A 23,538-nucleotide genomic window follows, 5' to 3' on the forward strand; every position below is an offset into this window, starting at 1 on the left:
CAACCGGAGCTGACAGGGCCCGGGGACATCGCCCGTTCTCGCGTCAGTCGTCAGCCGGGCTGGCCACTGATGACGCCCTTGCGCAGCAGGAAGCAGCCATAGGGGCGCGGATCGCCGATCTGCACCACGGCAAAGGCGCGCCGCGCCTGATCGTAGAAGGCGAACCGCTCGATGCCGGCGAGCAGCGTCGGCGCCCCGAGCGCCGCGTCGATCTCGCGCTGCACCGCGCTTTGCACGGCGGGAATCGCGGCGGCGTCCCCAACGACCTGCATGCGGCGCAGCGGCTCGGGCTCGAAATCGTCGATTGGCAACACGGAGAGGATGGCGCGCGCCGCGCGCTCCATGCTCAGCCCCGGCAGCCGCACCAGGCGGCCGCTGGTGGTGGCGGCGGCGATGGTTTGCGCCGGGTGGTTGGCGTCGACCAGCGCGAGATCGTCGCCATGGCCCATGGCGGCGAGGATCCAGAGCAGATCGGCGGAGAGGACGGGGTCGAGGTTCTTCAGCATGGCGGGTTCGTCCTGTCAGGCGAAAGGCGGGTTTACAGCCGCCCCCGCCGGGCAAGATAGACGCGTTGCGCCGTGCCGCCGAAGATCGCAGCTCGCTGTGCCTCGCTGCAACCGTCGAGCAGCGTCTGCGCGGCGTCGAACCAGCGCTCGTAAGACGCGCGCAGCGTCACGACGGGCCAGTCGCTGCCGAAGATCAGGCGGTCCGGGCCGAAGGTCATCAGCAGGTGGTCGACGACCGGGTGCAGCGTGTCGAGGCTCCAGCCCGGCCCGGCCTCGGTGACGAGGCCGGAGAGCTTGCAGAAGGTGCCTGGATGGGCGGCGAGCGCCATGATGCCCTCGCGCCAGGCGGCGAGATCGTCGGCGACCAGATCGGGCTTGGCGCCGTGGTCGATGACGACGGTGAGCCGCGGCTCGCGGGCGAGCAGCGCCAGCGTTGCGGGGATATGCGGAGTCTTGATCAGGGCGTCAAAAACGAGGCCGTGGGCGACCATTGCCGCGAAGGCCGGGGCGAGCGAGTCCCGTGCGAGAAAAGCGAGGTCGGGAATGTCCTGCACCATCGGCCGCAGCCCCACCAGCAGCGGGTCGGCGGCGAGCGCGGCGACGCGGGCGGGCGCATCGGGCGCTTCGAAATCCGCCCAGCCGACGACGCCGGCAACGAAGGGCGTTTCGGCGGCGATGGCGAGCAGAAAGCGCGTCTCGGCTTCGGTCGGAGCCGCCTGGACGAGGATGGTGCGGTCGATGCCGTGGCTGGCGAGCAGCGGGGCGAGGTCTTCGGGCGCGAAGTCGCGGTGGATCGGCCCGAGCGCGGGCGTCAGCCAGCCATAGTCGCCGCGCGCGATCTGCCAGAGATGCTGGTGGGCGTCGATGCGCAGGAGCCGTGCCTCGCTCATCGCCGGCATCCTCCAGCCCTCATCCTGAGGAGCGCTCCGCAGGAGCGCGTCTCGATGGATGCTCCAGCTCTCTCGGGAGCCTCCTGGAGCATCCTTCGAGACGCCGCTGCGCGGCTCCTCAGGATGAGGGCTCGGGTGAGGATGAAGTGCTTCATGCCGGCACCGGGACATCGGCCGCGAGCAGGCCTTCCGCCTTCAGCGCGGTCCAGAGCGCGGCCGGGACCGGCTGGGCGAGTTCGGCGATCTGGTCGGCGACCTCGGCGGGCGAGACCGCGCCCATGACGAGGCTCGCCACCGCCTCGTGGCCGAGCGGGAACTGCAGGGCGGCGCGGCGCAAGGGCACGCCATGGCGGGTGCAGACGGCCTCGATCGCGGCGACGCGGGCGAGGATTTCGGGCGGGGCCGCGTTGTAGTTGTAGCGCGCGCCGGGGACCGGGCCGGTGGCGAGGATGCCGGAGTTGAAGACGCCGCCGAGCATCAGGCCGATGCCCTTCTCCAGCGCCAGCTTCATGAAGGAGGCGAGCGCCGGCTGCTCCAGCAGCGAGTAGCGCCCGGCGAGCAGCATGGTGTCGAAATCGCCGGCGCGGGCGAAGCGCTCGCACATCTCGGCCTCGTTGACGCCGACGCCGATCGCCCTGACGGCACCCGCCGCCCGCAGGGCTTCCAGCGCGCGATAGGCGCCGTCCATCGCCTCGCCGAAGCGCTGCTCGATCATCGCCGCGCCATGCGTCCAGATGTCGACATCATGGATCAGGACGATGTCGAGGTGGTCGACGCCGAGCCGCAGGGCCGACTGCTCGAGCGAGCGCATCGCGCCGTCATAGGAATAGTCGAAGCGCATCCCGTGCGGCAGACCGCCGCGATAGCCCGAGCCGTCGCCACGTCCGGCAAAGGGTTCCGCGACGCGCCCGACCTTGGTCGAGAGCACGAGCCCGTCGCGCGGCACCCGCCGCAGCGCCGCGCCGATGCGATGCTCGGAGAGGCCGTGGCCATAGAGGGGGGACGTGTCGAACAGCGTGATGCCCCCCGTGATCGCGGCCTCGACGGTGGCAACCGCCTGCGCCTCGTCGAGATGGGCATAGAGATCGCCCAGCGGCGCGCCGCCGAATCCCAGCGTCGAGACGGGCAGACCGTTGCGACCGAGTGGGCGCGGCGCGAGGGCAAAGGCGGGCGGCATCGGGCGATTCCGTTCTCGTTGCGCGGAGTATGTGCACACCGACATGTTAGCTTGCAACCATCTTTGAACGGGATTAGCGTCCTCTCCAAGATGGCTGCCGGAGACGAGGGACAGTTCCCGCGGACGGCGCCGCAAAATAGCCCGGAACGGGCGATTCGCGAGAAGTCCAGGGAGGACGAGAGATGAGTGATCCGTTTCTGAAGCCGAGTCGCCGCGCGCTGATGCGCGGCACCGCCGCCTTCGCCGCCGCAGGCGCGATCGGCTCGCCCCTGGTGCTGCGCGAGGCGCGCGCCCAGGCGGCCTTCAACTGGAAGCGCTTCTCGGGCACGACAATCGACGTGCTGCTGGTGAAGAATCCGCGCTCGGAGATGTTCCAGGCGGCGGAGAAGGAGTTCACCGAGCTCACCGGCATCAAGGTCTCCTCCGAGCAGGTGCCGGAGCAGCAGCAGCGCCAGAAGGCGGTGATCGAGTTCGCCTCGGGCAAGCCGAGCTTCGACGTGTCAGGCATCTCGCTGCATGTGCAGAAGCGCATGGCCGCCAAGGGCAAGTGGTTCGAGGATCTGAACCCCTATATCAAGGACGCCTCGCTGACCTCGCCGGACTTCGCTTTCGAGGATTTCGGCGCCGGCCCGGTCGCCTATGCGCGGCAGGCCGACGGGGCGCTCGATACGCTGCCCTTCTTCGTCGACTACTGGATGGTCTACTACAACAAGGAGCTCTTCGACGCGAAGGGTGTCGCCTTCCCCAAGACGATGGAAGAGATGTTCACCGCGGCGCAGAAGCTGCACGATCCCGCCAAGGGCGTCGCCGGCTTCGTCTCGCGCGGCCTCAAGAACGCCAACGTCCCGGTCTGGTCCTGCCTGATGCTCGGCCAGGGCATGGAGGCGACCTCGGCGGCGGGCAAGCTGCAGACCGATACGCCGGAGGCGATCTGGGCGGCCGATCTCTACCGCAAGCTCAACAAGGAAACCGGCCCGGTCGGCTCCGTCGGCTTCAACTGGAACGAGTGCCAGACCACCTTCATGCAGGGTCGCGCCGCGATGTGGCTCGACGGCATCGGCTTCGCCACACCGCTGGAGGATCCGTCGAAGTCGCGCATCGTCGGCAAGGTCGGCTATGGCGTGACGCCGCCGGGGCCGAAGGCGCATCATGCCGGCATGTTCGGCGACGGCATCGGCATCTCGCGCGGCTCGCAGAAGAAGCAGGCCGCCTGGCTCTACATCCAGCACATGACCAACAAGGCCCAGCAGCTCGCCATGCTCAAGGCCGGCGCCGGCGCGCCCGCGCGCTCCTCGGCCTATCTCGACACCGCGACGATCCAGGCGTCGAAGTTCGGCAAGCAGTATTTCGACTGCCTGTTGGCCTCGGCCAAGATCGCCCGGGCGGCGCTGCCGCAGATCGTGCCGGTCACCGAGTTCCGCGACGTCTTCGGCGTGGCGCTGACCAACATGATCGGCGGGTCAGATGTCGCCGCCGAGCTGAAGAAGGCGACGGAAGCCTTCGCGCCGGTGCTCGCCAAGAGCGAGCAGGGCTGAGGTCGACGCGTCATGGCCGGGCTCGACCCGGCCATCTCGCGACGAATGTGCGGTTTCATGGAGATGCCCGGGTCAGGCCCGGGCATGACGGCCCTGGCATGACCACGACGACCCTTCCCGTAGAACGGACCGAGCCGGCACAGCCCGCGCCCTTCGTCCACTCGGCCGATTTCACGCCGCGCTACTGGCTGTTCGCGGCGCCGGCCGTGCTCGTGGTCGGGACGGTGATCGTCTTCCCCTGGCTGTTCACGCTCTACATGTCCGGCCATGACTGGAAGATCGGCGGCGGGCCGGAGTTCGTCGGGCTGCAGAACTTCGCCGAGTTGTTCCGCGATGCGCGCTTCATCGAGTCGATGGGGCATACGCTGTATTTCACCGTGCTGGCGGTCGTGCTGCCGATCCTGTTCGGCACGGCGGCAGCCTTGGTCTTCCACCGCGAATTCCCGTTCCGGGGCCTGCTGCGCACGGTCTTCGTGATGCCGATGATGGCGACGCCGGTGGCGGTCGCGCTGGTCTGGACGATGATGTTTCACCCGCAGCTCGGCGTGCTGAACTATCTGCTGTCCCTTCTCGGTATCGGGCCGCAGGCCTGGGTCTATTCGCCGGATACGGTGATCCCGACGCTGATCCTCGTCGAGGTCTGGCACTGGACGCCGCTGGTCATGCTGATCGTGCTCGGCGGGCTCGCCGGCCTGCCGCGGGAGCCTTACGAATCCGCGCTGATCGACGGTGCCAATGACTGGCACATGTTCCGCCACATCACGCTGCCGCTTGTCTGGCCCTTCATCATGGTGGCGATCGTGATCCGGACGATCGACGCGCTGAAGGCCTTCGACACGATCTTCGTGATCACGCAGGGCGGGCCGGGCACGGCGTCGGAGACGCTGAACATCTTCCTCTATCTGCAGGCGTTCCAGTTCTACAAGATCGGCTACGCCTCGGCCGTCGTGGTGATCTTCTTCGTCATCGTCATCATGCTTTCCCTGCTGCTGCTCTATGCGCGGCAGAAGTCGAAATGGAACGCGTGATGGGGGCCTTGCGAGCACGCTCCCCGTCATCCTGGGCTTCGCGCAGCGAAGTCCCGGGATCCATGCTGGGGCGCCGAGCCCTCCGATGGATCCCGGGACGGCCTGCGGCCGCCCAGGATGACGGCGTTCCTTCAGTCGCGGGGGTGCGCCCATGACCCGCCTCGCCAAGAAACTCGGCTTCTACGCCTCCGTCTTCGTGCTGGTCTCGCCGGCGGTGCTGGTCTTCCTCTGGATGATCTCGCTGTCGTTCAAGAACGAGCTCGACAACACCGCCTTCCCGCCGGTCTTCATCCCTGATCCGCCGACGCTGAAGAACTACATCGACGTTTTCGCGCAGAACAATTTCGCGCTCTATCTCTGGAACTCGATCCTGGTCACGGGCGGGGCCGTGCTGATCGGGCTCGCGGTCGGCGTGCCCGCCGGCTACGGCATCGCGCGCGGCAAGGCGACGAAGTTCGCCATCCTGATCCTGGTCGCGCGGATGACGCCGGCGCTGTCCTACCTGATCCCGCTGTTCCTGCTGTTCCAGATGACCGGGCTGGTCGGCACCATCACGGCGCTCGTCATCACCCATCTCGTCATCACCATCCCGATCATCGTCTGGATCATGATCGGGTACTTCGAGAACATCCCGATGGAGCTGGAGGATGCGGCGCGCATCGACGGCGCCTCGAGCTGGCAGGCCTTCCGCCATGTCGCGCTGCCGCTGGCAATGCCGGGCGTCACGGTCGGCGGCATCCTCGCCTTCATCTTCTCCTGGAACAACTTCATCTTCTCGGTCGTGCTCGGCGGCAAGAACAGCCGCACGCTGCCCTCGGCGGTCTACAACTCGCTGACCTTCGAGCAGATCTCCTGGGGCCCGCTGGCGGCGGCCGCGCTGCTGGTGACGCTGCCGGTGCTGCTGGTGACGGTGCTGGCCCAGCGCCAGATCGTTGCCGGGCTCTCGGCCGGAGGGCTCAAGGATGGCTGACCCTTTCCGTCATTGCGAGCGCAGCGAAGCCATCCAGAGCCAAACGCTCAAGGTCTCCCTGGATTGCTTCGCTGCGCTCGCAATGACGGCAACATGCGTGCCCGACAGTATAGCCCCCAACAAGCCCATTGATCTCTCGCTCTGAAAGACGGTTCTCCATGTCCATCGATCCCAAGCGTTTCGGCCTCTCCTGCGCCATCACCACCCCGATGCATGAGGACGGCGCCGTCGACCTGCCGCGCCTCGTGACCCATGCCCGCCATGTCCTCGCAGAGGGCTGCGACAGCGTCACGCTCTACGGCACCACCGGCGAAGGGGCGGCGCTGGGCCTGCCAGAGCGGGCGGCGATGCTGGGCGCGCTGATGGGAGCCGGAATCGACGCGAGCCAGGTCTATGCCGGGGTCGCGGCGGCCTCACTCAACGAGTCGGTGGATCAGGGCCGCCTCGCCCTGGAGGCCGGCGCCAAGGGGCTGCTGGTCGCGCCGCCCTTCTACTTCAAGGGCGTCAGCGACGAGGGGCTCTATCGCTGGTTCTCGCAGCTGTTCGAGACGCTCGGCCCCTCCGTGTGCAACGTCATCCTCTACCACATCCCTTCCGTCACGGCGGTGGGCCTGAGCGTCGGGCTGATCGACCGGCTGAAGAAGGCGTTTCCCGGCGTGGTCACCGGCGTGAAGGATTCGTCGGGCGACTATGCCAACACCGAGGCCTATCTGAAGGCGCATGGCGAACTCGCCATCCTCGTCGGCGACGAGCGCCTGCTGGCCAAGGCGGTGCGCAACGGCGCGCAGGGCTCGATCTGCGGCGTCGCCAATCTCGTTCCGCATCTGCTGCGCCCGATCGTCTACGAGGGCAAGGACGACCCGACCGTCAACGCGCTGGTCGACGAAATCTGCTCGCATCCGGTGCTGGCGGCGGTGAAGGCGCTGGTCGGCCACTTGCACGGCGACGCCGGCTATGGCGCGATGCGCGCGCCGCTGGAGGCGCTGGACGAGGCGAGGCGCCAGCGGCTGTTTGCGGCCTATGACCGGATCACGCAGGCCAGGGCGGCCTGAAGGAGGATGTCTTGAACCAGTCCGAGCAGGATCCGCGCGAGGGCGAGCCGCTGAAGCTGAGGGAGCGCGCCTATGCCTCCTTCACCGAGCGGTTGCTGGCCCGCGAGATCAAGCCCGGACAGTTCGTGACCCAGCGCGAGTTGGTGGCGCTGACCGGCCTGCCGCTCGGCGCCATCCGGGAGCTGATCCCCCGCCTCGAGGCGGAAGGGCTGATCAAGACCGTGCCGCAGCGGGGCATGCAGGTCGCCCATGTCGATCTCAACCTGATCCGCAACGCCTTCCAGTTCCGGCTCTTCCTCGAGAAGGAGGCGACCGCGCTCTACGCGGTGAATGCGACCGATGACGAGATCGCAGAGCAGCGCGCCCGGCACGAGGCGATCATCGCCCGGGCCGAGGCCGGCGGCGACCCGCAGCTGATCGAGGATGCGGAGGATGTCGACCGGCTGATGCACGAGGCGATCATCGACCATCTCGACAACGACATCGTCTCCAAGGCCTTCCGCGTCACCTGGCTGAAGATCAGGCTGATCCGGCAATATGAGACGCGCATCCAGAACCACATCCTGGTGCCGGTGATGCGCGACCACCTCAACATCATCACGGCCATCGAGACGCGCGACCCCGTCCGCGCCGCGGAGGAGATGAGCATCCATATCGGCAACGCCCGTACGCGGGCGATGAGCTACTGAGGACGTCAAGCAGGCGAGCCGGGCGAACCGGCCGTCATTCGGGAGGGACCAGCGTCGAGATCCCACAGCCCTCATCCTGAGACGCGCCCCTGCGGGGCGCTCCTCAGGATGAGGGCTGTGGATCGAGGCGGCGGTCCGCACAGGGAAGGAACCACCATGACCACGCTGACCAAACGCGACTTTCTCGCCGGCTCCGCCGCTCTTGCGGGCGGGGCCATCGCCATGCCGAGCGTCCTGCGCGCGCAAGCGACCGTGCTGCGCTGGGGCGAGATGCTCCCCGTCACGCACCCGCAGGTGCAGATGGTCGAGCGCATCGCCAAGCAGGTGAAGGAGAAAAGCTCCGGGCGCATCGACATCCAGACCTTCCCGGCCGGCCAGCTCGGCTCCGGCAAGGACATGATGGAATCGGTCGCCTCCGGCGCGCTGACCATGACCACGGACGGGGCGGCCGCGCTCGGTTCCTTCCTGCCGCAGCTCTCGGTGGTCGAGGCGCCCTATCTCTGGCGCGACGCCGCCCATATGGCGAAGGTCGCCAAGGCGCCGGTGTTCACGCAGATGAATGCCGAGCTGGAGAAGAAGCGCGGCATGCGCATGGCGGCCGTGACCTATTACGGCAAGCGCCACCTCACCACAGGCTCCAAGCCGGTGAAGAGCGTCGCCGACGTCGCGGGCCTCAAGCTGCGGGTGCCGCCGGTCGATACCTTCCGCGCCATGGTCGAGGCCTGGGGCGCCAAGGCGACGCCGGTGAACTTCAACGAGCTCTACCTGGCGCTGAGCCAGGGCGCCGTCGACGGGCAGGAGAACCCGCTGCCGACGATCCACAGCGCCAAGCTGCAGGAGGTGCAGAAGCACCTCATCCTGACCGGCCACATCATCACGCCGCGGCTGGTCATCGTGAACGGCGATTTCTGGAAGGGCCTCAAGGACGCCGACCGCAGCCTGCTGGAGGCGGCCATCGCCGAGGGCGTTGCCTGGCAGGACGCCGAACTCGCCAGCCAGGAGGGCAGCCTCGTCGCCACCCTCAAGGCCGCCGGCATGAGCGTGACCGAGCCCGACCTCGAAAGCTTCTCGAAGCCGGTTCTGGCGACACTGCCCAAGCAGTTCGAGGGCAAATGGGGCAAGGGCACCTGGGACGCGCTGGCGGCGCTGTGATCTGAAGCGGTTCCACCACCTCCGGGTCATCCCGGACAAGCCGCGGAGCGGCGCTGATCCGGGATCCATGCCTGAACCGTTCCGGAATGGATCCCGGGTCTCCGCTTCGCTGCGCCCGGGATGACCCGGGTGTTTTTGACGTCATCGTCAATGAGGCTGATGTTTTGAAATCCCTCCTCCACCTCTCCGACCGGATCGTGCGCATGGCGGCCGTGGCGCTGCTGCTCTCGCTGCTGGTCGCGGTGCTGCTCGGCGTGCTGTCGCGCCAGCTCAACGCGCCGCTGGCCTGGACCGACGAACTCGCGCAGTACCTGCTGGTCTGGACCGGCTTCGTCGGCTGGATCATCGCGGCGCGGCGGCGCTCGCATATCCGCATCACCGTCTTCGCCGACAAGCTGCCCGCGGGCGCCGGCCGGGTGCTGGAGGTCGTCACGCAACTGGCCATCATCGCCTTCGCGGCGGTGCTGATCCGCTATTCCTTCGCGCTGATCGAGCGCAACTGGGACGTCGAGTCGATCGCGCTGCCGATCTCGGGGGCGGCGCTCTACATCGTCATGCCGCTGGCGGGCCTCGCGCTGATCCTGCAGGCGCTGGCCGAGATCGGCGATGTCGTGGCGGGCCGCCGCCACGTTACGGCCGAGCCGGGGAGCCAGCCGCTGTGACGATGCTGATGGTTCAGATCCTGCCCGTCTGGTTCGCCGCGCTCCTGATCGGCGTGCCACTCTTCGTCTCGATGGGGCTGGCGGCGATCGCGTTTGCCTTCCTCGGCGGCTTCCCGCTCGGCATCGTGCCGCAGAAGATCGCCCAATCGGCCAATTCCTTCCCGCTGCTGGCGGCCCCCTTGTTCATCCTGATGGGCAACATCATGAACTCGGCCGGCATCACCGACCGGATCTTCGCCTTCGCCACGGCCTGCGTCGGCTGGCTGCGCGGCGGGCTGTGCCACGCCAACATCCTCGCCAGCGTGATCTTCGCGGGCATGTCGGGCTCGGCGGTGGCCGATGCCGGCGGCGTCGGCACGCTCGAGATCAAGGCGATGAAGGACGAGGGCTACGATGCCGAGACGGCGGCCGCGATCACGGCGGCGTCCGCGACGATCGGCCCGATCATCCCGCCCTCGCTGCCGATGGTGATCTATGGCGTGTCGGCGGATGTCTCGATCGGCGGGCTGTTCCTCGCCGGAATCATCCCGGGGCTGCTGATGGCCGGTGGGCTGATGGCGATGGTGGTGCAGGTCGCGAAAAAGCGCGACCTGCCGCGCCATCCCTTCCCGGGCGCCGCGCAACTCTGGGTCGCCTACAAGGAGGCGCATTGGGCGCTGATGACGCCGGTCATCCTGTTCGGCGGGATGATGGCCGGCATCTTCACGCCGACGGAGGCGGCCGCTGTCGCCACGGCCTATGCGCTGGCGCTCGGGCTCTTCGTCTATCGCAGCTTCGATCTCGGCGACCTGCCGGAGCTCGTCGTGCAGACGGTCGAGACCACCGGCGTCGTGCTGGCGCTGGTGATGACAGCGGCCGCGCTCGGCTGGTGCCTGTCAATCTCGCGCATCCCGCAGGTGGTCGGCCCGATGCTGGTCGATCTCGCCGGCAACCCGCTGGTCTTCCTGCTGATCGTCAACCTGCTCCTGATCTTCGTCGGCTGCTTCATGGAGGCGCTCGCCGCCATGCTGATCCTGATCCCGATCCTGACACCGGCGGCGGCGCAGTTCGGGATCGACCCGATCCAGTTCGGGCTGATCTTCGTGCTCAACCTGATGATCGGCACGATCACGCCGCCGGTCGGCGTCGTCCTCTTCGTCACGGCAAAGGTCGCCAATATCAGCTTCGAGTCGATGTCGCGGGCAATCGTGCCCTGGCTGATGCCGCTGCTTGCCGTTCTCGTCGCGATCACGCTCTGGCCGCCGCTGACGACATGGCTGCCGAACCTCGTGATGGGACGCTGAGACGACCATCCCGGCTGCAGTCCGTCCCGGTCGCGCCGCCCTTCCGTGGGGCGTTTGACGCCGCCCAGCAGGACAGTGTGGCGAGCCAGGACGCAGGCGGGCCTTCATCGCCTTGTCATGGCCGGTGGTTGTGCTGCAAACCGGCAGGCGAGATCAGGCACGCTCCTTTGCGCGCCTGTGTGAGCCTGACGAGGACAGCATGACGAAGACGATCCTGATCTCCGGCGCCACCGCCGGCTTCGGCGCCGCCACCGCGCGGCGTTTTGTACAGGCGGGCTGGCGGGTCGTCGGCACCGGTCGACGCGCGGACCGGCTCGCCGCGCTGCAGGCGGAACTGGGCGACGCGTTCTGCCCCGCCGCCTTCGACATTACCGACGAGGCGGCGATGCAAGCCGCGCTGGCGGCATTGCCCGAGCCGTTCCGCGCGATCGACGTGCTGGTCAACAATGCCGGCCTGGCGCTCGGCGTGAAGCCCGTGCCCCAGGCTTCGCTCTCCGACTGGCGCACGATGATCGCGACCAACATCACCGGCCTCACCACGCTGACGCATCACCTGCTGCCGGGGCTGATCGAGCGCCGGGGCGCGATCGTCAACATCGCCTCCGTCGCGGCGAACTGGCCCTATTCCGGCGGCAACGTCTATGGCGGCACCAAAGCCTTCGTGCAGCAATTCTCGCTGGGGCTGCGCTCTGACCTGCATGGCAAGGGCGTGCGCGTCACCTCGATCGAACCCGGCCTGTGCGAGAGCGAATTCACGCTGGTGCGCAATGGCGGCGACCAGGCCGCCTATGACGCGCTCTACAAGGGCGCCAACGCCTTGCAGCCGCACGACATCGCCGAGACGATCCTGTGGGTCGCGACGCTGCCGCCGCATGTCAACATCAACAGCCTCGAGATCATGCCGGTGAGCCAGTCCTTCGGCGGCTTCCAGGTTCATCGCGAGGGCTGAGCCCCGGCCTGGGACCTGCCCTTGCCGGCGCCGGGTTCGTCGGACCGGCCCCTTGCGGCGCCTGTCCGCTCGGCGGCGACGTGGTGGGGAGCCGAGAGCGGCTCCCTGCCCTGTCCGTAGCTCGCTCGCACCGTCTCGTAACGGCAGGCCGGACACGATTCCGCATGGTGTCTCTTCGCAGGCGAACGCACAGCCTTGCGCTCCCGCGAACGATCCGACGGGCGGCTTCCAGGTTTCTGCATGATTGAGAAAAACTGACGTGGCCACCGAAGTGGCGCGACCTACGGGAGTCGAACCCGTCTCCCCAGCGTGAAAGGCTGGTGTCCTAACCGATAGACGAAGGTCGCGGGCTTCAAAACCGCGAGCGGTTCGTGTCGAAGCGGGGCGAGGTATAGTGGCAGGCTTCCCGCTCCGCAAGCGTCTGTTTCGCGTTCTGCCCAGCTCATGCTGCGACACAGGGCCCTCCCCGGCCTGCGCGCCGTCGGACCCGTCATGGCGGCAGCCGGCGTCAGGTCGGCCTGGCGATGTCGAGAACGCGCAGTTCCGCCGTTTCGTTGCCACCCCAGCGGTTGAGCGTGAGGGTCGCCGCGAGATGGACGCTCTCGCCGCGCGCCGCGAACAGGGCGCGGCCGAGCGGCTCCTGCGCGACGCGAAAGGCGATGCCGCCGACGCTGGCGCCGTCGCCGCCGCGCAGCTTGACGCGGACATGGCCGCCGCTGCCGATCTCGACCACGTCGGTCAGGCGGTGCGCGGGAAACACGAAGACCGGTTCCGGGCTGCCCTGGCCGAAGGGCCCGGCCTTGTCGATCTCGGCCAGCAGCCGCGGATTGGCGCCGCCCGCGCTCAGCGCGGCGTCGATCAGCAGCGCCTCCGAATCGCCGGCCGCCGCGACCTCCGTGGCCAGGCGCTCGACCAGGAAGGCGTGGAAGGCCGCGTCCTGCCCCGGCGCCAGCGTCACGCCGGCCGCCATGGCGTGGCCGCCGCCTTTGACCGCCAGCCCGGCCTCGACGGCGGTGCGGACCGCCCTGCCCAGGTCGACGCCCGCGACCGAGCGGCCCGAGCCCGTGGCGCCGCCCTCCCCGTTCAGCGCGAGCGCGAAGGCGGGCTTTCGGAAGCGCTCCTTCAGCCTGGCCGCAACCAGGCCGACGATGCCGGGGTGCCAGTCGGGCGAACCGGCCAGCAGGACGGGCAGGTCGGCGTCGCGCATCAGCGCATGGTCAGCCTGCGAAATCGCCTCGATCACGGCCTGGCGCTCGATCTCCTGGCGCTCCTGGTTGAGGCGGTTGAGTTCGGCGGCGATGCCGCGGGCCTCGATCTCGTCTCCGGTGAGCAGGAGCCGCGCGCCGAGGCCTGCATCGCCGATGCGGCCGCCGGCATTGATGCGCGGACCGAGGAGGAAGCCGAGATGCCAGGGCTGCACGGGTCCGTCGAGCCCGGCGACGTCCATCAGCGCCGCCAGCCCCGGTCGCGCCCTTCCGCGCAGGATGGCAAGCCCCTGGCGAACGAAGGCGCGATTGAGGCCCTGCAGCGGCACGACATCCGCCACCGTCGCTAGCGCCACGAGATCGAGCGCCGCCAGCAGATCCGGCTCGGCCCCGCGCGCCGCCCAGACGCCCTGGCGGCGCAGTTCCGCCCGGGTTGCCACCAGCGCCAGGAAGACGACGCCCGCCGCGCAGAGATGGCCGAGGCCCGATAGGTCGTCCTGGCGGTTGGGGTTCACCAGCGCCTCGACCTCCGGCAGCCGCTCGGGCGCCTGATGATGGTCGAGCACGACGACGTCGAGCCCCAGCCGCCGCGCCTCGGCCAGGGGCTCATGGCTGGTCGTGCCGCAATCGACCGTGACCAGCAGCGTCGCGCCCTCAGTGGCAAGTTGCCGGATGGCCTCGCTGTTGGGCCCGTAGCCCTCGATCAGCCGGTCGGGGATATGGATGCGCGGACGGGCGCCCGACGCCGTCAGGAAGCCGGCCAGGAGCGCCGCCGAACAGGCGCCGTCGACATCGTAATCGCCGAAGATCGCGACCTGCTCGCCCTGCGTGACGGCGCGCGCAAGCCGCTCGGCAGCGGCCTTCATGCCGACGAGCGTGCCGGGATCGGGCAGGAGATCGCGCAGCTTCGGCTCGAGATACAGCGCGGCCTGGCTGGCCTCGACGCCGCGCCCCGCCAGGAGCCGGGCGAGGATGTCGGGGATGCCCTCGATCTGCGACAGGGCCTCGGCACGGCCAAGGCCTGCCGCATCGAGCCGGTCGCGCCAGGGCCTTCCCAGCGCGGAACGGGTAACGCCGAGAAAGGCGCGCGGGGGATCGAGACTCATGGTGGCAGGGCGTCGCGCAGGCGCAGGCTTTCGTCAACCTCGCCGGGGTGCAGCGGGACGAATGGTGCGGGGATACCCCGGGTCAGGCCGGCTTCGGCTCAACGAGATCGAGCGCGGCGCGAACCGCCACGCCATAGCCACCGGCGCCGAGCCCGGCGATGATCGCGGTCGCCACCAGCGAGACATAGGAGCGGTGGTAGATCGGCTCGCGGCGGTGGATGTTGGTGATGTGGAGCTCGATGATGGGGCCGGGAAACATTTTCAAGGCATCGAGAATCGCCATCGAGGTGAAGGTGAAGGCGGCCGGGTTGATGACGATGGCGCAGCCCTCGTCGATCGCCTCGTGGATCCAGTCGATGAGGTCGTATTCGCGGTTCGACTGCCGAAACACGACCGTGAGGTCGCCCGCGGCGGCCCGGCACATCGCCTCGACCTGGGAAAGCGTGGTCGAGCCGTAGAGATGGGGCTCGCGCGTGCCGAGGCGGTTGAGATTGGGGCCATTGAGGACGTAAATCGGCTTTGTCACGCGTGCATCTTCCATGTCGTGGACATCAGCCCGGATATCCCATGAGGCGGGGAAGCCAGAGGACGAGGCCGGGCGAAAGGGTGATCAGGGCCATCGCGGCCATCATCGCGACGAGGAAGGGCAGACATTCGCGCACGATGTCGCGCAGCGGCACGCCGGTGATGGTGTTCATGATGAAGAGCAGGAGCCCGTAGGGCGGGGTGATCAGCCCGAGCATGATGTTGACCACGACAACGACGCCGAAATGCACCATGTCGATCCCGAGGGCCTTGGCAGTCGGGATCAGGACCGGGACGACGATCAGCAGGATCGCGGTGCCTTCGAGCAGGCAGCCGAGCACCAGCAGGACGACGTTGACCAGAAGCAGGAAGCCCAGCGGCGACAGGTTCCAGCCGGCGAGCAGGAGTTTCAGGCTGTCGGGAATGTTCTCGATCGTGACGACATAGTTGAACACCAGCGCGCCGGCGATCAGCATGCCGATCGAGGCCGTGGTGCGGGCGCTGTAGGCGAGCGAGGTGTAAAAGCCTCCCAGCGAGACGCTGCGATAGAGCACGACCGAGATCGCGAGCGCATAGGCCGCGGCGACGGCGGCCGCCTCCGTCGGCGTGGTCGCGCCGCCATAGATCCCGCCGAGCAGGACGACCGGCATCAGCAGCGCCGGCAGGGCCCGCCAGGTGATGCCCGGCAGCGCGCGCAGCGGGATCGGCGGCTCGACCGGGAAGTTTCGAGCCTTCGCCGTGTAGCCGACGATCGCCATCTGGACCCCGGCCATCAGGAGACCCGGGACGACGCCGGCCAGAAAGAGAAATCCGATCGAAGCATCGGAGACCAGCGCGTAGAGCACCATCGGAATCGAGGGCGGGATGATCGGCCCTATCACCGAGGACACCGCCGTCAGCGCCGCGGCGAAGCTCGCCGGGTACTTGCCGTCCTTGGTCATCATCGCCTGCATCATGCGGCCCGTCCCGGCCGCGTCCGCGATGGCCGAGCCCGACATGCCCGCGAAGATCACGCTCTGGACGATGTTGACCTGGGCGAGCCCGCCGCGAAAGCGCCCGACCAGCGCATCGCAGAAGCGCAGCAGGCGCTCCGTCATTGAGCCGATGTTCATCAACTCGGCCGCGAGGATGAACAGCGGCACGGCGAGGATGACGTAGTTGGTGTACATGCCGTTGAGCAATTGCTCCGCGGCGATGCTGAGGTCCTGGCCGGCGAGCAGCAGATAGAAGATCGAGCCCGCGATCATGGCATGGCCGATCGGCAGGCCGAGCAGCGAAAGCGTGACGATCGCGAGGATGCAGAGCGAAAACGGGCTGGTCATACGCCCGATCCCGCCTTGGTCGGATCGAAGGCCTCGGGGGCCGGGCCCCGCAGCGCCCGCCAGCCGAGCCAGAGATAGCGGATGATCGCCGCCACCGCGAAGGCGAGATAGATCGCGTAGACCCAGTTGAAGGGCAGCTTCAGATAGGCCGTACGCTCGACCTTCATGAAGGTCACGTAGTCGGCCATCGCCGGCAGGGAGACCGTGTAGAGTACGACCAGCGCGACCGCGGTAACCACCGCCATGACGCGCCGGGCGCGGGGACCGACCGAGCCGTAGAGGATGTCGAAGCGGATCTCGTCGCTTTCGCGGGTGACGAAGGCGGCCCCGAACAGCACGATCCAGAGCCACAGGATCACGCTGATCTCATGCGTCCAGCCGATCGGCAGGTTGAGCAGATAGCGGAAGACGATCTGGAGGATGAACACGGCGAACATCGCCCCGAGCATCAGCACCAGGACATTCTCCGCACGGCGGGCCAACCACCCGCCGAGCGACCGCAGACGATCCGTCAAAACCGCAGCCCTCCCCGCCCACCGGCCCGCTTCCGGCCGGCTCAGAGCGCGTTGATCTTGTCGATCATGCCCGGCTTCCAGCTCTTGGCGAGATCGGAGGCGAGATACTTCTTCTGGGCGAAGTCGCGGAAGGCGGCGACATCGGGCACATAGACCTCGAGACCCTGCTTCTTGAAGAAGTCGACGAGCTCCTTCTCCTTGTCGAGATGCGTCTTGGCGCTCCAGTCCATGGCGGCGTCCGCGGCGGCCTGGAAGGCGGCCTGCTTCTGCGGCGACATCGCCTTCCAGACCCGGTCGGTGACGCACAGCAGGTCGAAGCCGACGAGATGCGAGGTCAGCACGATCTGCGAGGAGACCTCGTAGAATTTCATGTTCTGGACGTTCGGCAGCGGATTGTCCTGCCCGTCGATCGCGCCGCTCTGCAGCCCGGTATAGACCTCGGCATAGGCCATCGGCGTCGGGTTGGCGCCGAGCGACTGGCCGAGGAACTGCCAGGCATCGCCGCCCGGCATGCGCAGCTTGACGCCGGCCATATCGGCGGGGGTCGTGATTTTCTTCTTCGGCTTCAGGCCGACCTGGCGGGCGCCAAAATAGGTCGGCCCGAGGATCTTGATGTTGAGCTTGTCCTCGGCCGCCTTCTTGAGATCGGCGCCGACCTCGCTGGCGAAGACCTTCTTGAGATGGTCGGCGTCGCGGAACAGATAGGCCGAGGTCACGATCGACCATTCCGGGATCTGGTTCGAGATGTCCTGCGGCGCGATATTGCCCATCTCGAGATTGTTGCGCTGCATGGCGACCAGCTCGGTGCCCTGCTTGAAGAGGTTGCCGCCGTAATAGGGCTGGAGCGTGAAGTCCTCTTTGATCGCCTCGCCGAAGCGCTTCATCATCTCGGCGCGGATGTCCTGCTCGGAGAACACTGCCGAGAAGCGCAGATTGGGCTTGGCCTGGGCGAAAGCCCCACCGCTGAAGCCGGCTGCGGCGACGACCGCGCCGCCCGCGATCAGTGCACGCCTGTCGATCGATTGAACCATGACGAAACCTCCCCCGTGAGCGGACTGTGACGCCGCTCTATGGGCGGCACTATTGCTGCAGGGACGAAGGCGCGCAACATCGATTTTTCATTTCCTATGAGATTTTTGATTTCGTCATATCGATTGCCCTGCATTCTGCTTCGGCTATGATGCCGCTGGCTGCGCCGCTCCGCGGCGCGCACAGCAGGGATCCTCTCATGCTCAGCCTCACGCCGCCGCCGCCTTCCGTCGGCGAAACGGCCTATCGACGCATCCGGGCCGACATCATCTTCGGCCGTCTTGCGCCGGGCCAGAAGCTGAAGCTGGAGGCGCTGCGCGAAAGCTATGAGGCGAGCGTCAGCACGCTGCGCGAACTGCTCAGCCGCCTGGCGTCAGAGGGGCTGATCGAGGCGGAGGGTCAAAAGGGCTTCGTCGTCACGCCCGTCTCGGCCACCAATCTGTGTGAGATCGCGGCGATGCGGCTGCTGCTCGAAGGCCATGCCCTGGCCCAGTCCTTCGCTGCCGGCGACATGGAATGGGAAGGTCGCGTGGTGGCGGCCCATCACAAGCTCGCCCTGATGGAGCGGCGCATGCTGGCGCGAGACCGCGACGAACCCGAACTGTGGAAGCGCTACGACTGGGAGTTCCACCACGCGCTGATCTCGGCCTGCGGATCGCAGGTGCTGTTGGAGACCCATGGCGCGATCTACGACAAATATCTGCGCTATCAGATGGTGGCGGTGGTCTTCCGGGGCGAGATCGCCGCCCGCGAGCACGAGGCGCTGCTCGACTGCGCGCTGCGGCGCGACATCGAGGGCGCCGTCGCCGTGCTCACACGCCATGTCGACGGCTGTGTCGAACACACCCTGGCCGCAGGGCTGCTGCCGTAGCGGCGGAACAGCCTTTCCCACGCCGACACGAAAAAAGGCGACCGGGAAACCCGGCCGCCCTGATATCGATCGAAGCGAAATGGGCAGGCGCAGGGTTTGCGCCGGCCCCGCTCAATCCAGCTTGAACTTGCCGAAATCGCGATGCTCGCCCTGGATGCGACGGACCGTTCCGGTGATCGAGCGGTAGACGATGGTTTCGGTCTCGATCACGTCCTTGCCGAAGCGCACGCCCTTGAGCATGCCACCATTGGTGACGCCGGTGGCGCAGACGATCGTGTCGCCCGAGGCCATCTCTTCCATGCTGTACTTCTTGTTGGGGTCGGTGATGCCCATGGTCAGGGCCCGCGCGCGCTTCTCCTCGGTGTCGAGGATCAGGCGGCCCTGCATCTGGCCACCGACGCAGCGCAGCGCGGCTGCAGCCAGCACGCCCTCCGGCGCGCCACCGATGCCGAGATAGAGGTCGATGCCGGTCTTGTGCGGCTCGGTGCAATAGATCACGCCGGCGACGTCGCCATCGGTGATCAGGCGGATCGAGCAGCCGGTCTTGCGGACCTCTTCGATCAGCTTGGCATGGCGCGGGCGGTCCATGATCAGCGTCGAGATCTCGCTGGGCTTGACGCCCTTGGCCTTGGCCAGCGCATGAATGTTGTCGGTGGCGGAGGCGTCGAGATCGACGACGCCGCGGGCATAGCCGGGGCCGATCGCGATCTTGTCCATGTAGACGTCGGGCGCGTTGAGCAGCTTTCCGGCCTCCGCCATCGCCATCACGGCGATCGAGTCGGGCATGTCCTTGGCGCAGAGCGTGGTGCCCTCGAGCGGATCGACGGCGATATGGACCTTCGGCCCCTGCCGGGTGCCGACCCGCTCGCCGATGAAGAGCATCGGCGCCTCGTCGCGCTCGCCCTCGCCGATGACGATCTCGCCGTCGATCGGCAGGCGGTTCAGCTCGCGGCGCATGGCGTCAACCGCCGCCTGATCCGCCGCCTTCTCATTGCCATGGCCGCGCAGCCGCGCCGCCGAGACGGCCGCACGCTCGGTGACGCGCACCAGCTCCATCGAGAGATAGCGCTCGATGATCTGGGAAGAGGAAATGCGGAGATCGTCGGACATGAGCGGTTCCCTTTGAGTCTTCGGTCGGCAGCGAGCCGGTACCACGACAACGCGGCTTGCCTATTCCCGTTCAATCCGGATGACCTGCGGCGGTTCGGCCACATGCCCGTCGGCGGAGACCTTGTCCAGCGCGGCGCGGATGGCGGCCTCGCTGGTGGCGTAGGTGATCAGCACGACCGGCACCGGCGCGCCCGAGCGGCCGGCGGGGTCCTGCGCCGCGGCGGCGGCCGAGCGGCGCTGCACGATGCTCTCCAGCGAGATGTCCGCCTGCGCCATGCGGGTGGCGATGCCGGCCGCCGCGCCAGGACGGTCGATGACCGAGAGGCGGACATAGTAGCCGCCTTCATGGCGCTGCATCGGCGCGCGCGCCGCCATCTCGAGGCGCGCGACCGGCAGACCGAAGGGCAGCCCCGCCGTCCCGCGGGCGATGTCGGCGATATCGGCGACGACGGCAGACGCCGTCGGGTCGCCGCCGGCGCCGGGGCCGACGAGGGTGAGTTCGCGCACCGCATCGGCATCGACGGTCACGGCGTTGAGCACGCCCATCACCTGCGCGATGGCCGAGGATTTCGGCACCATCGTCGGGTGGACGCGCTGCTCGATGCCGGTCTTCGTCCGCTCGGCGACGCCGAGCAGCTTGATCCGGTAGCCGAGTTCGTCGGCCATCTTCAGGTCGAGCGGGGTGATCGAGGAAATGCCTTCGACATGAATCGCTTCGGCGTCGATCTTCGTGCCGAAGGCGAGGCTGGTGAGGATGGCGAGCTTGTGGGCGGTGTCGTAGCCCTCGACATCGAAGGTCGGGTCGGCCTCGGCATAGCCCAGGCGCTGCGCATCCTTCAGGCAGGCCTCGAAAGTCAGCCCCTCCAGCTCCATGCGCGAGAGGATGTAGTTGCAGGTGCCGTTGAGGATACCATAAAGCCGCGTCACGGTGTTGCCGGCGAGCGCTTCGCGCAGCGTCTTGACGATCGGGATGCCGCCGGCCGACGAGGCCTCGAAGGCGAGCGCGACGCCCTTCTCTTCCGCCAGCGTCGCGAGCGCGACGCCGTGATGGGCGAGCAGCGCCTTGTTGGCGGTGACGACCGATTTGCCGGCCGACAGCGCCGCCTCGACCGCGGCCTTGGCCGGGCCCTCGGAGCCACCGACCAGTTCCACCAGGCAATCGATCTCGGGCGAGCGCGCGAGATCGACGGGATCGTCGAACCAGGTCAGCCCGCCGAGATCGACGCCGCGATCACGGGTCCTGTCGCGGGCGCTGACGGCGGTGACGCGGATGGCCCGGCCACAGCGTTCGCTCAGCGCATTCTCCTGGCGGCGCAGGATGCGCAGCACGGAGGCGCCGACGGTTCCCAGCCCGGCCAAGCCGATTCGCAGGGGCTTCGAAGGGGTTTCAACGGTCGCGCTTGTCATGGGCGCGGGGTCGCATGAGGGGGGCTGCGAGTCAACGGCGCAACCCCGTCTCGCTCAGCCGAAGCGGCAGACGACCTCGGCCGCCAGCCGCCGCAGCTTGCCATCGCCGAAGGTCATGTGAACACGCAGGAGATTGGTGCCGAAGGCCGTCGTCTTGATCGTGCGCAGGGCCTCCAGCGTGTCGCCGGTCCAGATCGTGGAGGTCTCCATCGCGGGCGTCCAGAACCAGGGCCGGGGCGCCACGATCGTCGCGGCGTTCAGAATGGCTTCCGCCGCCGCCTGCTCCATGCCGGCCGGCAGGTGGCGGGCCACGACCTCGGTGGCATCGCGGCCGCATTCGCGCGCCGTGGTCGCGGCGAGCACGTCGCCGACGAGCGGCGAATTCGTCTCCGGCACGCGCCCGCGCGAAAAATCAACGGTGCTGACCAGGCAGACGAGCGCGAAGAGAATGACGCCCCCCGCGAGCAAACGGCCTTTGCTGATCATCGCGTGCTGGAGCCCCATTCCGGACGGGATCGTCCGTGCCGACGGGTTCCCATGTTTTGGGGTCGCGGTCCAGAGGAAGCCTGCCGTCATTCTCGGGCGCAGCGCAGCGAAGACCCGAGAATCTCCGGCAGGATGAGCATCAGCGCGGCGTGTCACGAGATGCTCGGGTCAAGCCCGAGCATGACGCCTGAGCGGCGTGGCCAGTCCGCCCCCCTACCCCGCCTTGGGCATCTGGATGACGTTGTGGAGCGTGTGATCGGCGCCCTTGAGGAAGCGGCCGACATTGCGGGCGGCCTGGCGGATGCGCTGCTCGTTCTCGACGATGGCGATGCGGACATAGTCGTCGCCATGCTCGCCGAAGCCGATTCCGGGCGCGACCGCGACCTCGGCCTTCTCGATCAGGAGCTTCGAGAACTCCAGCGAGCCGAGATGGCGGAATTTCTCGGGGATCGGCACCCAGGCGAACATCGAGGCGGCCGGCGCCGGGAACTCCCAGCCGGCCTTGCCGAAGCTCTCGACCAGCGCGTCGCGACGCTTGCGGTAGATGTCGCGCATCTCGCGGATGCAGTCGTCGGGGCCGTTGAGGGCGGCCGCCGCCGCGACCTGGATCGGGGTGTAGGCGCCATAATCGAGATAGGACTTCACCCGCGCCAGCGCCGCCAGCAGGCGCTCGTTGCCGACGGCAAAGCCCATGCGCCAGCCGGCCATCGAGAAGGTCTTGGACATCGAGGTGAACTCGACGGTGACGTCCATCGCGCCCGGCACCTGCAGCATCGAGGGCGGCGGGTCGTTCTCGTCGAAATAGACCTCGGCATAGGCGAGGTCCGACAGCAGGATCAGCTCGTGCTTCTTGGCGAAGGCGACGAGGTCCCGGTAAAAATCGAGCGAGGCGGTGTAGGCCGTCGGGTTTGCCGGGTAGCAGGTGACGAGCGCGATCGGCTTGGGCACCGAATGGATCATCGCCCGCTCGAGCGCCGGGAAGAAGGCCGGCGTCGGCTCGGCCGGCACCGAGCGGATCACGCCGCCCGCCATCAGGAAGCCGAAGGCGTGGATCGGGTAGCTCGGATTGGGCACCAGCACGACGTCGCCGGGGCCCGTGATCGCCTGCGCCATGTTGGCGAAGCCCTCCTTGGACCCCAGTGTCGCGACGACCTGGGTGTCGGGATTGAGCTTCACGCCGAAGCGGCGCTCGTAATAGTGAGCCTGGGCGCGGCGCAGGCCGCCGATGCCCTTGGAAGCCGAATAGCGGTCGGTCCGCGGCTTGCCGGCGGTCTCGACCAGCTTCTCGATGACATGCTTCGGCGCCGGCAGGTCCGGATTGCCCATGCCGAGATCGACGATGTCGACCCCCTTGGCGCGCTCGGCGGCCTTGATCTTGTTGACCTGCTCGAAAACGTAAGGCGGCAGACGCTTGATGCGGTGAAAATCGGCCATTCGAACAGTTCCCTCGCCGGATCCGGCATATTGCATCGCAAGCGCGGCAGGCCTTCGGCTTCGCGCATGCTCGTCAGCCCGGCGCGCGATTCAGATCGTTGCGTCGCATGCGCCCTGCGCGGCATCTTTGGTCACGACAGCGTAAAAAACGCAAGATTCAATCAGGGCAATTGCTGCATCGCGAAACGGCCGGTTGGCGACCGAGCGCTCAGTTCGTCGGCAGCTGCGCGGGTGCGGGCGGCGGCGTCGCTCCCAGGGCTTTCGCCTGGTTGCCGGCGGCCTCGTTCGAGATCCGCTTCGCCTCCAGTTCGGCTTCCATCGTCTTGAAATCCGCGACGGGTTTGCGCGGGGCCTCGCGCGTCACCACAGAGCCGACCGGGACATATGCAGGATCGACCGGGCGGGTTTCCTGGACGAAGGGCTTGGCCTCCTGCGGGGTGGTCGCCATGCCCGCGGCCTCCGCGACCGCCTTGCCGGCCTCGCCCGCGCAACCGGCGGCACCCATCCCGATAACGGCCAGCAGCAGCAGCGTCGGGAGGGGCATTGTCTTGGGGGCGGCGACGGGCATGGCGGCATCCGGCAGGTTGCGGAATTCTCTTTGTAATCGATATCCGTTACGTCCTTAATAGGACCAA

Annotated in this window: 23 protein-coding genes and 1 tRNA gene; 10 read left to right on the forward strand and 14 right to left on the reverse strand. The window is 67.8% G+C overall.

The annotated features are described in order from the left end of the window. Nucleotides 1-50: 50 nt before the first annotated feature. From Q8S38_RS12765 to Q8S38_RS12775, 3 genes are all read right to left on the reverse strand, one after another. Nucleotides 51-506, reverse strand: coding sequence for an RbsD/FucU family protein (locus Q8S38_RS12765; protein ID WP_305680799.1), 456 nt, complete (start codon nt 504-506; stop codon nt 51-53). A gap of 32 nt (nt 507-538) precedes the next feature. Continuing rightward, entirely contained in the window at nt 539-1,396 is an 858-nt protein-coding gene (locus Q8S38_RS12770) for an amidohydrolase family protein (protein ID WP_305680800.1), read from the reverse strand. A gap of 151 nt (nt 1,397-1,547) precedes the next feature. Then, nucleotides 1,548-2,573, reverse strand: a complete 1,026-nt coding sequence (locus Q8S38_RS12775) for an aldo/keto reductase (RefSeq protein WP_305680801.1) — start codon at nt 2,571-2,573, stop codon at nt 1,548-1,550. Nucleotides 2,574-2,755: 182 nt separating this feature from the next. On the opposite strand from Q8S38_RS12775, the gene Q8S38_RS12780 reads away from it, so the two are divergent. The 9 genes from Q8S38_RS12780 to Q8S38_RS12820 all read left to right on the forward strand — a co-directional run bounded on the left by Q8S38_RS12780 (nt 2,756) and on the right by Q8S38_RS12820 (nt 11,893). Then, a complete protein-coding gene (locus Q8S38_RS12780) occupies nt 2,756-4,108 on the forward strand; it encodes an ABC transporter substrate-binding protein (RefSeq protein ID WP_305680802.1) in 1,353 nt (450 codons plus the stop codon). A 98-nt stretch (nt 4,109-4,206) separates the two neighbouring features. Next, a complete protein-coding gene (locus Q8S38_RS12785; RefSeq protein ID WP_305680803.1) occupies nt 4,207-5,136 on the forward strand; it encodes a carbohydrate ABC transporter permease in 930 nt (309 codons plus the stop codon). Nucleotides 5,137-5,287: 151 nt separating this feature from the next. Beyond that, nucleotides 5,288-6,106: a carbohydrate ABC transporter permease gene (locus tag Q8S38_RS12790; protein WP_305680804.1), complete on the forward strand. Its 819-nt coding sequence runs from the start codon at nt 5,288-5,290 to the stop codon at nt 6,104-6,106. 158 nt (nt 6,107-6,264) lie between these two features. Next, nucleotides 6,265-7,158 (forward strand): dihydrodipicolinate synthase family protein, encoded by an 894-nt coding sequence (locus Q8S38_RS12795; protein WP_305680805.1) that lies wholly within the window; start codon nt 6,265-6,267, stop codon nt 7,156-7,158. A gap of 11 nt (nt 7,159-7,169) precedes the next feature. Next, a complete protein-coding gene (locus tag Q8S38_RS12800) occupies nt 7,170-7,847 on the forward strand; it encodes a GntR family transcriptional regulator (protein WP_305680806.1) in 678 nt (225 codons plus the stop codon). A gap of 156 nt (nt 7,848-8,003) precedes the next feature. Continuing rightward, a complete protein-coding gene (locus Q8S38_RS12805; protein WP_305680807.1) occupies nt 8,004-8,999 on the forward strand; it encodes a sialic acid TRAP transporter substrate-binding protein SiaP in 996 nt (331 codons plus the stop codon). A 164-nt stretch (nt 9,000-9,163) separates the two neighbouring features. Beyond that, a complete protein-coding gene (locus Q8S38_RS12810) occupies nt 9,164-9,661 on the forward strand; it encodes a TRAP transporter small permease (RefSeq protein WP_305680808.1) in 498 nt (165 codons plus the stop codon). Between the two features lie 2 nt (nt 9,662-9,663). Then, nucleotides 9,664-10,944, forward strand: coding sequence for a TRAP transporter large permease (locus tag Q8S38_RS12815; RefSeq protein WP_305680960.1), 1,281 nt, complete (start codon nt 9,664-9,666; stop codon nt 10,942-10,944). A gap of 199 nt (nt 10,945-11,143) precedes the next feature. Continuing rightward, nucleotides 11,144-11,893: an SDR family NAD(P)-dependent oxidoreductase gene (locus Q8S38_RS12820; RefSeq protein WP_305680809.1), complete on the forward strand. Its 750-nt coding sequence runs from the start codon at nt 11,144-11,146 to the stop codon at nt 11,891-11,893. Between the two features lie 272 nt (nt 11,894-12,165). Here Q8S38_RS12820 and Q8S38_RS12825 read toward each other — a convergent pair. The 6 genes from Q8S38_RS12825 to dctP form a co-directional block, all read right to left on the reverse strand. After that, nucleotides 12,166-12,240, reverse strand: a tRNA-Glu gene (locus Q8S38_RS12825). A gap of 161 nt (nt 12,241-12,401) precedes the next feature. Next, complete coding sequence (gene recJ / locus Q8S38_RS12830) at nt 12,402-14,204, reverse strand: single-stranded-DNA-specific exonuclease RecJ (protein ID WP_305680810.1); 1,803 nt, start codon at nt 14,202-14,204, stop codon at nt 12,402-12,404. 82 nt (nt 14,205-14,286) lie between these two features. Further along, nucleotides 14,287-14,730, reverse strand: coding sequence for a type II 3-dehydroquinate dehydratase (locus Q8S38_RS12835; RefSeq protein WP_305680811.1), 444 nt, complete (start codon nt 14,728-14,730; stop codon nt 14,287-14,289). A gap of 25 nt (nt 14,731-14,755) precedes the next feature. Next, nucleotides 14,756-16,051 carry a TRAP transporter large permease gene (locus Q8S38_RS12840; RefSeq protein ID WP_305680812.1) on the reverse strand — a complete coding sequence of 432 codons (1,296 nt, stop codon included), beginning with the start codon at nt 16,049-16,051 and terminating at the stop codon, nt 14,756-14,758. Then, nucleotides 16,048-16,500, reverse strand: a complete 453-nt coding sequence (locus tag Q8S38_RS12845; RefSeq protein ID WP_371125880.1) for a TRAP transporter small permease — start codon at nt 16,498-16,500, stop codon at nt 16,048-16,050. Before Q8S38_RS12845 ends, Q8S38_RS12840 begins: the two co-directional genes overlap by 4 nt. 107 nt (nt 16,501-16,607) lie before the next feature. Continuing rightward, nucleotides 16,608-17,597, reverse strand: a complete 990-nt coding sequence (gene dctP / locus Q8S38_RS12850; protein ID WP_305680814.1) for a TRAP transporter substrate-binding protein DctP — start codon at nt 17,595-17,597, stop codon at nt 16,608-16,610. 197 nt (nt 17,598-17,794) lie between these two features. Between dctP and Q8S38_RS12855 the strand changes: the two genes are divergently transcribed. Next, nucleotides 17,795-18,466: a GntR family transcriptional regulator gene (locus tag Q8S38_RS12855; protein ID WP_305680815.1), complete on the forward strand. Its 672-nt coding sequence runs from the start codon at nt 17,795-17,797 to the stop codon at nt 18,464-18,466. 111 nt (nt 18,467-18,577) lie between these two features. Here the strand turns inward: Q8S38_RS12855 and glpX are convergent, their stop codons facing one another. The 5 genes from glpX to Q8S38_RS12880 all read right to left on the reverse strand — a co-directional run bounded on the left by glpX (nt 18,578) and on the right by Q8S38_RS12880 (nt 23,471). After that, nucleotides 18,578-19,576, reverse strand: coding sequence for a class II fructose-bisphosphatase (gene glpX / locus Q8S38_RS12860; RefSeq protein WP_305680816.1), 999 nt, complete (start codon nt 19,574-19,576; stop codon nt 18,578-18,580). 60 nt (nt 19,577-19,636) lie between these two features. Continuing rightward, a complete protein-coding gene (locus Q8S38_RS12865) occupies nt 19,637-20,983 on the reverse strand; it encodes a homoserine dehydrogenase (protein WP_305680817.1) in 1,347 nt (448 codons plus the stop codon). Nucleotides 20,984-21,037: 54 nt separating this feature from the next. Further along, nucleotides 21,038-21,469, reverse strand: a complete 432-nt coding sequence (locus Q8S38_RS12870; RefSeq protein ID WP_305680818.1) for a hypothetical protein — start codon at nt 21,467-21,469, stop codon at nt 21,038-21,040. 213 nt (nt 21,470-21,682) lie between these two features. Continuing rightward, on the reverse strand, nt 21,683-22,903 hold the full coding sequence (locus Q8S38_RS12875; protein WP_305680819.1) for an LL-diaminopimelate aminotransferase: 1,221 nt from the start codon (nt 22,901-22,903) through the stop codon (nt 21,683-21,685). A gap of 208 nt (nt 22,904-23,111) precedes the next feature. Beyond that, complete coding sequence (locus Q8S38_RS12880) at nt 23,112-23,471, reverse strand: hypothetical protein (protein WP_305680820.1); 360 nt, start codon at nt 23,469-23,471, stop codon at nt 23,112-23,114. Nucleotides 23,472-23,538 lie beyond the last annotated feature (67 nt).

It is taken from the genome of Allobosea sp., assembly GCF_030695125.1.
GTDB lineage: Bacteria > Pseudomonadota > Alphaproteobacteria > Rhizobiales > Beijerinckiaceae > Allobosea.

What these genes read in the sequence shown, in the direction of transcription:
- Q8S38_RS12780 (WP_305680802.1), top strand. Translation starts at nt 2,756, where the DNA reads ATGAGTGATCCGTTTCTGAAGCCGAGTCGCCGCGCGCTGATGCGCGGC.
- Q8S38_RS12820 (WP_305680809.1), top strand. Translation starts at nt 11,144, where the DNA reads ATGACGAAGACGATCCTGATCTCCGGCGCCACCGCCGGCTTCGGCGCC.
- Q8S38_RS12855 (WP_305680815.1), top strand. Translation starts at nt 17,795, where the DNA reads ATGCTCAGCCTCACGCCGCCGCCGCCTTCCGTCGGCGAAACGGCCTAT.
- glpX (WP_305680816.1), bottom strand. Translation starts at nt 19,576, where the DNA reads ATGTCCGACGATCTCCGCATTTCCTCTTCCCAGATCATCGAGCGCTAT.
- Q8S38_RS12795 (WP_305680805.1), top strand. Translation starts at nt 6,265, where the DNA reads ATGTCCATCGATCCCAAGCGTTTCGGCCTCTCCTGCGCCATCACCACC.
- Q8S38_RS12865 (WP_305680817.1), bottom strand. Translation starts at nt 20,983, where the DNA reads ATGACAAGCGCGACCGTTGAAACCCCTTCGAAGCCCCTGCGAATCGGC.
- Q8S38_RS12775 (WP_305680801.1), bottom strand. Translation starts at nt 2,573, where the DNA reads ATGCCGCCCGCCTTTGCCCTCGCGCCGCGCCCACTCGGTCGCAACGGT.
- recJ (WP_305680810.1), bottom strand. Translation starts at nt 14,204, where the DNA reads ATGAGTCTCGATCCCCCGCGCGCCTTTCTCGGCGTTACCCGTTCCGCG.
- Q8S38_RS12770 (WP_305680800.1), bottom strand. Translation starts at nt 1,396, where the DNA reads ATGAGCGAGGCACGGCTCCTGCGCATCGACGCCCACCAGCATCTCTGG.
- dctP (WP_305680814.1), bottom strand. Translation starts at nt 17,597, where the DNA reads ATGGTTCAATCGATCGACAGGCGTGCACTGATCGCGGGCGGCGCGGTC.
- Q8S38_RS12785 (WP_305680803.1), top strand. Translation starts at nt 4,207, where the DNA reads ATGACCACGACGACCCTTCCCGTAGAACGGACCGAGCCGGCACAGCCC.
- Q8S38_RS12880 (WP_305680820.1), bottom strand. Translation starts at nt 23,471, where the DNA reads ATGCCCGTCGCCGCCCCCAAGACAATGCCCCTCCCGACGCTGCTGCTG.
- Q8S38_RS12840 (WP_305680812.1), bottom strand. Translation starts at nt 16,051, where the DNA reads ATGACCAGCCCGTTTTCGCTCTGCATCCTCGCGATCGTCACGCTTTCG.
- Q8S38_RS12870 (WP_305680818.1), bottom strand. Translation starts at nt 21,469, where the DNA reads ATGATCAGCAAAGGCCGTTTGCTCGCGGGGGGCGTCATTCTCTTCGCG.
- Q8S38_RS12875 (WP_305680819.1), bottom strand. Translation starts at nt 22,903, where the DNA reads ATGGCCGATTTTCACCGCATCAAGCGTCTGCCGCCTTACGTTTTCGAG.
- Q8S38_RS12790 (WP_305680804.1), top strand. Translation starts at nt 5,288, where the DNA reads ATGACCCGCCTCGCCAAGAAACTCGGCTTCTACGCCTCCGTCTTCGTG.
- Q8S38_RS12765 (WP_305680799.1), bottom strand. Translation starts at nt 506, where the DNA reads ATGCTGAAGAACCTCGACCCCGTCCTCTCCGCCGATCTGCTCTGGATC.
- Q8S38_RS12805 (WP_305680807.1), top strand. Translation starts at nt 8,004, where the DNA reads ATGACCACGCTGACCAAACGCGACTTTCTCGCCGGCTCCGCCGCTCTT.
- Q8S38_RS12815 (WP_305680960.1), top strand. Translation starts at nt 9,664, where the DNA reads ATGCTGATGGTTCAGATCCTGCCCGTCTGGTTCGCCGCGCTCCTGATC.
- Q8S38_RS12845 (WP_371125880.1), bottom strand. Translation starts at nt 16,500, where the DNA reads ATGCTCGGGGCGATGTTCGCCGTGTTCATCCTCCAGATCGTCTTCCGC.